Source organism: Mycobacterium sp. (assembly GCF_050701675.1).
Classification (GTDB): domain Bacteria; phylum Actinomycetota; class Actinomycetes; order Mycobacteriales; family Mycobacteriaceae; genus Mycobacterium.
On sequence record NZ_JBOGDD010000830.1, the window covers coordinates 1 to 11,836 of the forward strand.

Consider the following 11,836-nt stretch of genomic DNA (forward strand, 5'->3'; position numbering starts at 1 on the left):
GCCCGCAAGGCCGTCGGAGAACGACTCGATGACGTCACCGAACGGGCCCTTGGGCTGTTCCTTGGTGGGTCCGAGGTCGGTCAGGATGCGGTTGAGCGAGTCGCGCAGTTCGTCGTACTCGACCGGGACCTGGGTGCGTTCCTCGGGGATGACGGCACCGTCCTGCAGCACCGGGCCACCGGTGTAGGGCGGCGACAGCTGAATGGTGCGCGACGCCACCAGGCTCGGGTTCAGGATCGACGCCGTGGCCAGCTCCGGGACCTTGTACTTCGACTGGTAGTTGAAGGTCACCCGCATCTTGTCACCGGCAGGCTCGATCTTGTCGATCGTGCCGACCCGCACACCCATGATCTGGACCTTGTCGCCGGGGTACAGCGCCAGCGTCTGCGGGAACTCGGCGACCACGGTGTTCGTGGTCAGCTTCCTGTACAGGTGCCAGCCCAGGAACGCGGCGACCACCGCGACGATCACGATGATCGCGCCGATGATCACCGCCCCCTTGGTCAGGGCGGGCATCTTCATGTTTCGGACGTTGAAGATCGTCGACATCTCTGAAGCCCCCTAACCTTGTGATCCGGGCGGAAGGAACGGTGGGTTGCCTGGCAGCGGCTCGCCGCCACCACCGATCGATGGTCCAGGGCCGGGAGGCGGCGGCGGTCCCGTGAGTGCAGGCGGAAGCGGCGAGGTGCCGTCACCCTGCAGTGATCCCGGAGCGATGTACGGATCGGACGGCTGACCCGGCGTGATCGGAACCGTCCGGGCTCCGGGATTCCCCGGCGCGAGCGGCGCCGACGGCACGCCCTGCACCGGCGGCGAGAACTCCCCGGGGAAGGCGGCGCTTGGCACCCCGGGCGCCGGTGGCGGCGCGTTCGGATTCGGCGGTGCACCGAGCACGTCAGGCGGGCCGTAGCTGTTGGCGCCGTACGGGTTGTTGCCGAACGGGCCCACCGGAGTGTTGGCACACGGCATCGGATTCCCGGGCGTCGGGAAGTTGCCGGGGCCCGGTGCGTAGGAACACGGCGAACCAGCGATCACGGCGGGGCCGGGATGTTCGGGGGTGCCCTCCAACGGCGTGGGAGCCTGCGGCGGTGCGCCGTTGGGGAACCGCTGGCCATTCGGGTCCGGGTACCGGAACGAAGGCAGCCCGGCGTTGCGCCAGAACTCCTCGGGATCGATGCCCCGCTTCTTGAACGCGGCGTCGACCCACGGCTGAATGATCTGGTACGGCAGGAGATTGACGATCATCACCTTGAAGTACGGGCCGGACGCGATGGCCTCGGCCAGCGACGCGGTGAACTTGCTCAGCGACGTCAGCGTGTCGGCGAGGTCGTACTTCCTGGCCACCAGGACATCACTGATGGTGTTCAGCTGCGTCAGCACCTTGTTCAGGTTCGGGTTGTCGTTGATGAAGCCGCGCACCTCCTGGGAGAACGCCGACACCCGCTCCAGTAGCTGACCAACGGCATACGAGCGCTCGTTGACGGCGGCCAGCAGGGTCTTTGCGTTCACCAACAGCGAGTTGATCTGACCGCTGCGACTGCCGAGCACACCGGCGATCTTGTTGGCGTTGGCGAGTAGCTGCTTGATGTCCTCGTCGCGCTTGCCGATGGTGTCGGAGAACCGGGCCACGCCGTCGAGCGCCGCGCTGAGATGCGGATAGGTCTGATCGATGGTCTCCGACAGCACGTTCAGCGACTTCTTCACCGTCTGGGTGTCCCAGCCGGCGGCGGACTTGGTCAGGTCGAAGAAGGCATCGTAGATCTGGTAGGGCGTGGTGGTCTGCCCCAGTGGCAGAACACCGTTGGCGCCCAACGTCTTCGAGCCCTTCGGCTGGATCTCGAGATTCTTCCTGCCAAGGATCGTGTCGGTGCGGATGTTGGCCCGGCTGTCGGTGCCGATCTTGATTCCGTCGAGCGAATACCCGATCAGCACCTTGTCCCCGCTGATCTCCAACGAGCGGATCTCGCCGACGTCGACGCCGGCGACGCGCACCTTGTCGCCGGTGTTGAGGCCGCCGGTATCGGTGAACTGCGCGAAGTACGTCGGTGTGGCGAAGAGCATCGGCACGCTGGCGAAGCTCTGGCCCACGCCGAGGACCAACACCAGGATGATGATGCCCATCAGCCCGTTGTGGGTCCGGTTGTTGCCCTCGATGGATCTCATTGCGGTGTGCACCTACCGGACGGCTGCGACGTGATCTTGACGGTCCGGACTGGGCCGCCCGGCTGCAAACCGTTCAACTTCAGCGTGATGTCGCAGGCGTAGAAGTTGAAGAAGTCGCCGTAGATGCCACCGGCGCGCCCGATGATCTTCAGCGCGGCGGGGATCTTGGTCAGTGTGTCGTTCAACTGATCCTTCTGGTCGACCAGCGGCTGCTGGATGATCTCGAGGTCGGTGACGGTCCTCTGCAGCAGTGGGCGGTTGTCGCCGAGCAGGTCGGAGACGGACCCCGCGGCGTCGCTGATGGCGGCGACCGACGACGCGATCGGGTCGGCGCGGTTCTTCAGACCGGTGATCAGCGTCTCGAAGTTCTTCACCGTGTCGTCGAACTGCTGCTGGTGCTTGACGGTGGTGTCGAGCACGGTGTTGAGGTTGCGCACCACCTCGCCGATGGCCTGGTCGCGGTCGGCGATCGCCGCCGTCAGCGACGCGGTCTGGTCGAGGATGTCGTTGATGGTGCCGCCCTGACCCTGGAAGATCGTGATGAGCGACTGGGCGATGTTGTTGACCTTGTCTGGGTCCAGAGCCTTGAAGAGCGGCCGGAAACCGCCGATCAGAGCATCGAGGTCAAGGGCAGGCTCGGTGCGTTCGACCGGGATGGTGCTGCCGGCGGGAAACCTGGTGTTGTCGTCGCCGCGCTTGAGCTCCAGGTAGCGATCACCGATCAGGTTCAGGTAGCGGATCGAGGCGGTCGTCCCACCGAACAGCTCCAGCGACCGGTCGACGTTGAAGTCGATTTCCACCTCGTCGCCACCGTTGATCAGCTCGACCTTGCTGACCTTGCCGACCTCGACGCCAGAGGCACGGACGAACTGGCCCGCGCGCAGGCCGCTGGCGTTCTTGAAGATCGCCGAGTAACCCGTGGTGCGGTCGAAGCGCAACTGGCCGAACACCACGATGATGACCGCGGTAAACAGCAGCAGCACCAGGGAGAGTGCGCCGAGTTTGATCGCTGTACCGGTGATTCTCATGGGTTGATCGTGTTCTCCCCGATTTGGCGTCCCCAGACGTATTCGATGGCGAGCGGCTGGCCGAGTTCGAGGTGGTTGTAGGGAGCGAGGCTGGCGCCGGTGTCCATCACCAGGTACGGCTGGGGCCACAGGTCGCGGGTCACGGGCTGCCAGCAGCCCGGCCTGCCCTCGGGGCCGCCGTGGGCGTTGACCCGCGGCAGGTTGTCGGGATACACGTACGGGTTGCCCGCGCCAAGGATCTCGGTGTGCGTGTTCAGCGAGTAGCCGTTGCCACCCAGCGACGACGCGATCTTCGGTTCGACGTCGTGGTAGTTGCGGATGGTGCAGAACAGCATCGGGCTGTACTCGTCGAGCAGGGAGGTCGTCGGACGCAGGTCCGCGGCGCTGCGCACCAGGTACGGACCCCCCTTCTCGAAGATCTCGCCGCCGGTGTTGCCGAACCCGACCGAGGCCATCAGGGCCTTGTCGACGTTGCCCTGCTCGTCGTTGAGCGTCTTCGCGGTCGTGACCGCGTTCTTCAGCCCGTCGAACAGATCGGGTGAGGCGTTGGCGTACACGTCGGCCAGGTCGGCAAGGCGCTGGTTGTCCTGCTGGATCCGCGGCATGAGCGGGTTGACGTCGGCCAGGATCGCGTTGCCGTTCTCGATCGACTGACCGAACCGCTCACCCAATCCATCGAGCGCCTGCGCCGTGGCGGTCAGCGTCTCGTTGAGCTTGACCGGGTCCACCTTCTGCGCCACCGACACGACGGTCTCGAAGAGGGTGTTGAACTCGGTGGTCACCGACGACACGCCGATCGGCTTCGCCGAGGAGACCCGCTCGGGTGAGGGGTTCTTCGGCGAGGCGAACGCCACGTACTTGTTGCCGAACACCGTGGTCGCCTTGATCTGAGCGTCGACGTTCTTCGGGATCAGATGGATGAACTGCTTGTCGACGTCGAGGGTGACCTTCGCCTTCGGCTCGCCGTCCTGGTTGATCGCGACGATGTCGGCGACCCGGCCGATCTCGACACCGTTGTAGGTGACCTTCGAGCCGGGGTCCATCGACAGGCCCGAGCGCGAGGAGATCAGCGTCAACTTCTCCGGTTCGGCGAAGTCACCCCGGAACTGCATCCAGACGAGACCGACGACAACGACGAAGATCACCAGCAGGACCAGCCCGGCGACTTTGTACGGTGGCGTCCGCGGCTCGTTGATCGGCAAATGCGTCTGGCCTGGGGCGGTCATCCGGCTACACCGTCAGGTTGAAGTTTGCGTTGGTGCCGTAGAGCGCCAACGAAGCGAACAGGACCACCAGGACGATCGCGATCAGCGATGCGCGCATCGACCGTCCGACGGCCTCGCCGACACCGACCGGGCCGCCGCTGGCGTAGAAGCCGTAGTAGCAGTGATTCAGCATGACGATGACCGAGATGATGATGGCCTGGACGAAGGACCACGCCACGTCGTCCGGCCGCAGGAACGTCCGGAAGTAGTGCTCGTAGGTGCCCGTCGACTGCCCGTAGAACAGCGTCGTGGTGATCTGGGCCGACAGGAACGACATGATGATCGCCATCGCGTACAGCGGGATGATCACGACGAAGCCGGCCATGATGCGCGTCGACACCAGGTACGAGATGGACTTGATGCCCATGACCTCGAGTGCGTCGATCTCCTCGCTGATGCGCATCGCGCCCAACTCGGCCGTCGCGCCCGCACCGACGGTGGCGGCCAGTGCCTGGCCCGCGACGACCGGCGCGGCGATGCGGACGTTGACGAGTGCGGCGAAGAACCCGGTGAACGCCTCGACACCGATGTTGCCCAGCGAGGCGAAGCCCTGAATGGCGATCAGCGAGCCACCGGAGAGGGTGACGAAGCCGACGATGGCGACGGTGCCACCGATGACGGCCATGGCCCCGGTACCCATGCCGATCTCGGCGACCAACCGCAGCATCTCCTTGCGGTAGTACCGGAAGGCGTGCCCGATGGAGCCGACCGCCGTGACGACGAACCAGGCGATGTGGCCGATGCTGTCGAGGAAGCGGACCGGTGAGGTCGCGAGCCGCTCGCTGCCTGCGACTGCGCGGGGAAACCGCGACCGAAGGACCGCACTTGTCGACATGTCAGCGCCCCGTTCCGAATCGAACGCCGATGGTGGTCATGATGACGTTCACCGCGAACAGCGCGATGACGCAGAGTACGAGGGTCTCGTTGACCGCCGTGCCGACGCCCTTGGCGCCACCGGAGACGGTGAGGCCGCGGTAGCAGCCCACCAGCCCGGCGATCATGCCGAAGATCAGCGCCTTGATGACCGAGATCAAGACCTCCGGCAGGCCGGTGACCAGCGTCAGCGTCGACACGTAGGCGCCCGCGGAGATGTTCTGGATGTAGACGCCGAAGACGAATCCGCCGACGAGACCGATCGTGATCACGGCGCCGTTGAGAAGGAAGGCGACGAACGTCGAGGCGATCACACGGGGGACGACGAGGCGGTGAATCGGGTCGATGCCGAGCACCTCGAGGGCGTCGATCTCCTCGCGGATGGTCCTGGCGCCGATGTCGGCGCAGATGGCTGTCGAGCCGGCACCGGCCACGACCAGCACCGTCACCAGAGGCCCGAGCTGGGTCACCGCGCCAAGGGCGGCACCCGCTCCGGAGATGTCGGCGGCGCCGAACTCCGCCAGCAGGATGTTCAGCGTGAAGATGATGAGCACCGTCAGCGGGATGGCGACCGCGATGGTGGGCAGGAACGCGACCCTCATCAGGAACCAGCCCTGGAGGATGAACTCGCGCGTCTGGAACGGCCTGCGGAACAGCGCCTTGCCCGTGAGCACGCACATCTTCACGAAGCCGCCGACGGCCTCGAGGCCTGGCCTAACCTGGTCGCGGACGTAGTCGAACAGACCTGGCGTTTGGGCGGTCACGACCTGCGTCTCGCCATCTCGCGGGTGACGAAGCCGCGATCACTGCGGCGCAACGGCAGAACCTGTCGCACGCCTCCTCCTTGCCCCAGCTCCGTGTGTGTGACCACTGTCTCCCTACTGACGGGTAGTAAGACGGACCACAGGAGAGTACCTGATGGTATTCCGCGTGTGCGCCGCATCGGCCGGATTGAGTACGCAACCGTTAGCAAACACATCGCTGCCGGTCAGCCGTCCGTTGCGGTGGCTGAAACCGTTGGAGCAGTGGAACTTTCGCCCACGTCAATGGATTGCGCCGCGCCGAACCGCACTCTCAGTTCCGTCTTCAGTACTTTGCCTGCCGGGTTGCGAGGCAGCGCGTCGACCACGACGAGTGCCTTCGGGTGCTTGTACCTCGCGAGCCGCTCGGTGAGAAATTCTTCTAGGTCGCTCAAGGTGAGACCGGACCCGGCGGCTGCGCCGAGGGCAACGATCGCCACGGGAACCTCGCCCCACTTGTCGTGCGCGCGGCCGATCACGGCCGCCTCTCCGATCGAGGGGTGCCCGGCGAGCACGTTCTCGACTTCGGCGCAGTAGATGTTCTCTCCGCCCGAGATGATCATGTCCTTCTTGCGGTCGACGACCCAGACGTAGCCCTCGTCGTCTTGGCGGACGAGGTCACCCGAGTGGAACCAACCGCCCGCGAACGCCTCGGCCGTGGCCTCTGGGTTGTTCCAGTAGCCCGCCATCAGCGTTGGCGCGCGGTAGACGATCTCGCCGACCTGGCCTATCGCGACGTCGTTCATCTCCTCGTCGACGACGCGCGCCGCGACCGTCGGGATGACCCTTCCCACCGAGCCGAGCTTGCGGACGGCGTCGTCACCCAACAACATGCAGGTCACCGGCGACATCTCCGTCTGGCCGAACGCCGCAAGGATCTGCGAACCGGGGAACGTCTCGGCCATCTCGCGCAGCAGGGTGTCCGATGCAGGAGCCGCGCCCCACGACAGCAGTCGCAGGTTCAGTTGGCGTGGTCTGGCCCGCTGCGCCGCGCAGACCACCTGCCACTGAGCGGGTACCAGGAAGATTCCGGTGACGTGCTCGGCCTCCAGGACGTCGAGCAGCGTGCCGGGATCGAAGGCGCCGAGCGGGTAGATCACCGTCGGCCGTCCGAGCAGCAGGCCGGTGATGGTGTTGCCGATGCCCGCGATGTGGAACAGCGGCACTCCGATGAAACCGATGTCGTGGTTCAGATCAGCACCGCTGGTGAAGAGGTGCGTCGTCGCCTGACCGGAGAGGTTGACGTGGGTGAGCACCGCGCCCTTGGGCCGACCCGTGGTGCCGGAGGTGTACATGATCAACGCGGGCGAGTCGTTGGGGATGTCCACCGCCGCGGGGGCCGGTCCTTCTTCGGTCAGCAGGTCGTCGTAACCCAGCAGGCCGTCCTCGGTGATTCCGCCCGCCACGACGACGTCGGCCAGCGTCGGGTCGAGCTGTCGCACCGCCGTCGCCACCGCTGCGAGGACCGGCTCGGTGACCACGACCCGCGCCTGGCAGTCGCCGACGAGGAAGGCGATCTCGGGCGGGGTCATGCGGAAGTTGACCGGCACCGCGATGGCCCCGAGCAGATTCGTGGCCAGGACCGATTCGATGAACTCGGTGCGGTTGAGCATCAGGATCAGCACGCGGTCGCCGAATCCGACGCCGCGACGGCTCAATGCGCCGGCGAGCGCCGTCACCCGGCGGTCGAGCTCACCCCAGGTCGTCGTCTGGCCGAGGAACCGAAGCGCCGTCGCGTCTGGCTGCATCAGAGCATGGCGGGCGAGCTGGTTCGTCCAGTTCTGCCTACGGGCCAGGTAGGGCTGCTCCACTGGCTGTCCTGGAACGGCGGGTGTAGCGGTCAACGTCTGGTGCCCCCTGGTGTCGTGGTGCGCGGGTTGCGCGGCGTTGACATTTGATCAAACATGGTGTTGCCCCGGTCACACTATGGCCTCGGCGGCCCGGGGACAACCCCACGCCAGAGGCACTACCAATGAGGAAGCAATGGGGGACGGAGCGCCGTGAACGCACCGACGAGACCGCGGCCCAGACCCCGCCGCGAACAGCTCTCCGACGAGGTGGCGGGATACCTGCGGGTGGGAATCATGTCCGGCGCCCTGCGGCCGGGAACGTTCATCCGGCTCGACGAGACCGCGGCCGAACTCGGCACCAGCATCACTCCCGTGCGCGAGGCACTACGGACGCTGCGCGGTGAGGGCATGGTGCAGCTCGAACCCCACCGCGGTCACGTGGTGTCCGCGTTCACCCGCGGCGACATCGAGGACATCTTCTGGTTGCAGGCCGTGATCGCGGGTCAGCTCGCCAGGTCGGCCGCCGAACGCATCACCGACGACGAGATCGACGAACTCGAGCACCTGGCCGAGGCGGTGGCGGGCGCCATCGAGCGTCGGGACACCGTGGAGGTGGCCGACGCCGAGTTCGCCTTTCACCGGGTCTTCAACCGCGCCTCCGGCCGGATCAAGCTGGCGTGGTTCCTGCTGCACGCCGCCAGATACCTGCCCCCGCACATCTACGCCAACGACCCCGAGTGGGGTAGGCACACCGTGGCGAACCGACGCGAGCTGATCGCGGCGCTGCGGCGCCACGACGTCGAGACCGTGGTGCGCTTGACCGACGTCCAGTTCACCGACGGGGCGCAACGCCTCACCGCGCGGCTCGACGAGTTGGGCCTCTGGACCTAGCTGGCCAGTTCCTCGGCGCGCTTCTTGACGTTGTCGGCCAGGTGATCCAGCGCGTCGTTGACCATCTTCTTCACCATCGGCTTGGGCACGGGCATCGTCGTCTCGACGTCGAGGTCGACCGTCAGTAGCGCGGTCGAACCCATCGCGACGACGGAGAACAACTGCTCCTGCTTCGAGAACAGATCGCCCTGCTGCATGACGGTCTGAATCTGGTTCTCGCCCGGGTAGTAGACGGCCTGGACATAGGTGATGTCGAAGCCACCAACGGCGGCGTCGAGACGCAACTGGCTGGGCCTGCCGTCGTCATAGTGCGCCAGTACCCACACGCCCTTCACTTCCTCGTTCCACTTCGGGTACGACTCGAAGTCCGCGACGATCGCCATGATTGATTCGGCGGAGGCCTCGACCTCGACGGTCTTGCTTACGATCGGCATCGGGCGAGCATATCGTCGCCACACGAGACACGATGGAGGCCGATGAGCACACCGATCCGAATCGCAGTCCTCGACGACTATCAGAACGTCGCGCTGAGCATGGCGGACTGGACACCCGTCACGGAGCGGGCCGACGTCACCGTCTTCGCCGACCACGTCTCCGACGTCGACGAACTCGTCGCGCGTTTGGCGCCGTTCGACGTGGTCCTCGTCATGCGGGAGCGAACGCCGCTGCCGCGCAGCGTCATCGAGCGCCTGCCCAAGCTGCGGATGATCGCCTCGACGGGCAACGTCAACGCGTCGATCGACATGACGGCGGTCGCCGACCTCGGCATTCACACCAGCACGACGGGCGGATCCGTCGGGTCGACGGTGGAACTCACCTGGGCGCTCATCCTGGCTGCGGCGCGTCACATCGTCACCGAACGCCAGGCAGTGGCAGAGGGGCACTGGCAGACCACCGTCGGGCGCGAACTCGACCGTCGCGTGCTCGGGGTGCTCGGCCTAGGCCGCATCGGCTCGCGGGTGGCGCGCATCGGCGCGGCGTTCGGGATGGACGTGGTGGCATGGAGCCAGAACCTGACTCCCGAGAAGGCGGCCGACGCCGGCGCCCGCTACCTGCCTCGCGACGAGTTCTTCGCCACCACCGACGTCGTGACCATCCACCTCAAACTCAGCGAACGCACCCGTGGCTTGGTCGGAGCCGCAGAGCTGTCGGCGATGAAAACCTCTGCGCTGCTGGTCAACACGTCGCGTGGACCCATCGTCGACGAGGGCGCACTGATCGGTGCGCTGCGGTCGGGCTCGATCGCCGGCGCGGGTCTCGACGTGTTCGACGTCGAACCCCTGCCCGCCGACCACCCGCTGCGCACCATGGCCAATGTGACGGCGACGCCGCATATCGGCTACGTCGCCGACCGTCCGTACCGGATCTTCTTCCGCGACGCCGTCGCCGCCATCGCCGAATGGCTCGACTCTCGGTAAGCGCGGGCCCGCGAGATTGACGTCACGCAGCGAAAGTGCGCCCTCTGCATGGCGTCAATCTGGCGGAGTCAACGCTGTGGCGAGCAGCGTCCGCACGGCGTCCGGGATCGGCACCGGCCGCCTGCTGATCCGATCCACGTAGACGTGCACCCAGTGCCCGACCGCCGCGACGGCCCCGGCACCGGTGTCCGGTTCGAACAGCGCCAGCCGGTAGGTGACGCTGCTGGTGCCCAGCCGAGTCACCGCGAGCCCGACCACCAGCGGATCGGGGAACTTCAACTCCGCGAAGTACCGGCAACCCGTCTCGGCCACGACGCCGAGCCACGGGGCGGTCAGCGGGTCCAGGTCGACGCTGGTGCTGATCCACGCGTTGATCGCAGTGTCGAACAGTTCGTAGTAGACCGCGTTGTTGAGGTGACCGAACATGTCGTTGTCGGTCCACCGCGTCAGCACCGGCCAGTGCACCGGAAAGTCGCCAGGTCGCAGCGATCGTTCATCGACACCCACGGCGTCAGTGTGTCAGGCAGGGCCCGGACCCCTTCGCCGAAGCCGCATTCCCCGTCGTCAAGCCTCGATCCACTGATTGCGAGACGGCCAAGTCCCCTAATCTGTCGCAATGAACAACCGGTTCTGGAGATCTGCCATCGCGCTGGGGTTGGCCGCTCTGGCCGTGGCTCCCGGGTGTTCGAGCGGGTCGAGGAACGATTCCGACAAGATCGACGTCGGGGTACTGGTCATCACCATGTTCGCCCCGGAGCACGAGGTGTGGCTGCAGCGCGAACAGCTGCCCTCCACGGTGGACGTGCCTGGCGCGTACAAGCCGGTGCGGTGCAACTCGGACAGGTTGTGCGTCGCCGAAACCGGTGAGGGCAAGTCCAATGCGGCCACCACCATGATGGCCATCCTCAACAGCGAAGAGTTCGACTTCTCCAAGGCCTACTTCCTCACCGCGGGTATCGCCGGCTCCCCACCCGACCGGGGCACGCTTGGCGCTGCGACATGGGCTGACTGGGTGGTGGACTTCGACCTCGGCAATCACTTCGATCCCCGCGAGGCCCCCGAGGTGCCCTTCGCCTACCGACCCGTCGAGGATTACCACACCGCTGCCTATCATCTCGATGAAGCCTTGGTGGACAGGGCTTTTCAGCTGACCCGCGAGGCCAAACTGGCTGACAGCCCCGAGGCCGCTGCCGAGAGGACGCTGTACCCGGGCCAGCGAGGTCGCACGCCGGGAGTAATGAAGTGCGGCACCATGACGGGCGACGATTACTTCTCCGGCAAGGTGCCGTCAGATCAAGCCAGGTACATCATGGAGATCCGCACCGAGGGCAAGGGCGTCTACTGCACCACCCAGATGGAGGACAACGCGGTCGCCACGGCTCTCAATGCGCACGGTTACCTGAACCGCTATCTGTCGCTGCGCACGGTTAGAGACTTCGATCAGCCGCATCCGGGGCAGACTGTGGTCCAGCACCTCGACCAGTCGTCGTTCCCTGGATTCAAACTGGCGCTGGAGAACATCTACATCGTCGGCCGCCCCGTCGTGGACGATTTGCTGAAGAATCCGCCCTCGAACTGACTTCCCCCGTTTCGCCGAAACCGTCGTCC

Annotated in this window: 12 protein-coding genes; 3 read left to right on the forward strand and 9 right to left on the reverse strand. The window is 66.0% G+C overall.

All coding sequences use genetic code 11. The annotated features are described in order from the left end of the window. From ACRDUX_RS25335 to fadD5, 7 genes are all read right to left on the reverse strand, one after another. Window positions 1–549 (reverse strand): MCE family protein (locus ACRDUX_RS25335; protein WP_526417691.1); only part of this gene is annotated, 549 nt, incomplete at its 3' end. A 12-nt stretch (window positions 550–561) separates the two neighbouring features. Beyond that, window positions 562–2,163: a virulence factor Mce family protein gene (locus tag ACRDUX_RS25340; protein ID WP_526417693.1), complete on the reverse strand. Its 1,602-nt coding sequence runs from the start codon at window positions 2,161–2,163 to the stop codon at window positions 562–564. Next, window positions 2,160–3,191: an MCE family protein gene (locus tag ACRDUX_RS25345; RefSeq protein WP_526417695.1), complete on the reverse strand. Its 1,032-nt coding sequence runs from the start codon at window positions 3,189–3,191 to the stop codon at window positions 2,160–2,162. The genes ACRDUX_RS25340 and ACRDUX_RS25345 overlap by 4 nt, the downstream gene beginning before the upstream one ends. Continuing rightward, a complete protein-coding gene (locus ACRDUX_RS25350) occupies window positions 3,188–4,417 on the reverse strand; it encodes an MCE family protein (protein ID WP_526417697.1) in 1,230 nt (409 codons plus the stop codon). Before ACRDUX_RS25350 ends, ACRDUX_RS25345 begins: the two co-directional genes overlap by 4 nt. A 4-nt stretch (window positions 4,418–4,421) precedes the next feature. Beyond that, complete coding sequence (locus ACRDUX_RS25355) at window positions 4,422–5,291, reverse strand: MlaE family ABC transporter permease (protein ID WP_526417699.1); 870 nt, start codon at window positions 5,289–5,291, stop codon at window positions 4,422–4,424. Window position 5,292: 1 nt separating this feature from the next. Further along, entirely contained in the window at window positions 5,293–6,009 is a 717-nt protein-coding gene (locus ACRDUX_RS25360) for an MlaE family ABC transporter permease (RefSeq protein WP_526386108.1), read from the reverse strand. A 308-nt stretch (window positions 6,010–6,317) separates the two neighbouring features. Continuing rightward, window positions 6,318–7,973, reverse strand: a complete 1,656-nt coding sequence (fadD5, locus tag ACRDUX_RS25365; RefSeq protein ID WP_526417701.1) for a fatty-acid--CoA ligase FadD5 — start codon at window positions 7,971–7,973, stop codon at window positions 6,318–6,320. A 156-nt stretch (window positions 7,974–8,129) separates the two neighbouring features. Between fadD5 and ACRDUX_RS25370 the strand changes: the two genes are divergently transcribed. Continuing rightward, window positions 8,130–8,810, forward strand: coding sequence for a GntR family transcriptional regulator (locus ACRDUX_RS25370; protein WP_526417703.1), 681 nt, complete (start codon window positions 8,130–8,132; stop codon window positions 8,808–8,810). On the opposite strand, the gene ACRDUX_RS25375 is transcribed toward ACRDUX_RS25370, so the two are convergent. Then, a complete protein-coding gene (locus tag ACRDUX_RS25375; protein ID WP_526417704.1) occupies window positions 8,807–9,244 on the reverse strand; it encodes an SRPBCC family protein in 438 nt (145 codons plus the stop codon). The genes ACRDUX_RS25370 and ACRDUX_RS25375 overlap by 4 nt on opposite strands. A gap of 42 nt (window positions 9,245–9,286) precedes the next feature. Here ACRDUX_RS25375 and ACRDUX_RS25380 point away from each other — a divergent pair, with 42 nt between their 5' ends. Next, the gene (locus ACRDUX_RS25380; protein WP_526417705.1) at window positions 9,287–10,228 is read left to right on the forward strand and encodes a D-2-hydroxyacid dehydrogenase family protein; all 942 of its coding nucleotides are present in this window, start codon (window positions 9,287–9,289) and stop codon (window positions 10,226–10,228) included. Between the two features lie 54 nt (window positions 10,229–10,282). On the opposite strand, the gene ACRDUX_RS25385 is transcribed toward ACRDUX_RS25380, so the two are convergent. After that, entirely contained in the window at window positions 10,283–10,735 is a 453-nt protein-coding gene (locus tag ACRDUX_RS25385) for an acyl-CoA thioesterase (RefSeq protein ID WP_526417706.1), read from the reverse strand. 109 nt (window positions 10,736–10,844) lie between these two features. Here ACRDUX_RS25385 and ACRDUX_RS25390 point away from each other — a divergent pair, with 109 nt between their 5' ends. Beyond that, window positions 10,845–11,807 (forward strand): phosphorylase family protein, encoded by a 963-nt coding sequence (locus ACRDUX_RS25390; protein WP_526417707.1) that lies wholly within the window; start codon window positions 10,845–10,847, stop codon window positions 11,805–11,807. Window positions 11,808–11,836 lie beyond the last annotated feature (29 nt).

Bases quoted from the DNA above. Each gene is read 5' to 3' on its own strand.
- ACRDUX_RS25340 (WP_526417693.1), bottom strand. From the start codon at position 2,163: ATGAGATCCATCGAGGGCAACAACCGGACCCACAACGGGCTGATGGGC.
- ACRDUX_RS25345 (WP_526417695.1), bottom strand. From the start codon at position 3,191: ATGAGAATCACCGGTACAGCGATCAAACTCGGCGCACTCTCCCTGGTG.
- ACRDUX_RS25350 (WP_526417697.1), bottom strand. From the start codon at position 4,417: ATGACCGCCCCAGGCCAGACGCATTTGCCGATCAACGAGCCGCGGACG.
- ACRDUX_RS25355 (WP_526417699.1), bottom strand. From the start codon at position 5,291: ATGTCGACAAGTGCGGTCCTTCGGTCGCGGTTTCCCCGCGCAGTCGCA.
- ACRDUX_RS25360 (WP_526386108.1), bottom strand. From the start codon at position 6,009: ATGTGCGTGCTCACGGGCAAGGCGCTGTTCCGCAGGCCGTTCCAGACG.
- ACRDUX_RS25375 (WP_526417704.1), bottom strand. From the start codon at position 9,244: ATGCCGATCGTAAGCAAGACCGTCGAGGTCGAGGCCTCCGCCGAATCA.
- ACRDUX_RS25380 (WP_526417705.1), top strand. From the start codon at position 9,287: ATGAGCACACCGATCCGAATCGCAGTCCTCGACGACTATCAGAACGTC.
- ACRDUX_RS25390 (WP_526417707.1), top strand. From the start codon at position 10,845: ATGAACAACCGGTTCTGGAGATCTGCCATCGCGCTGGGGTTGGCCGCT.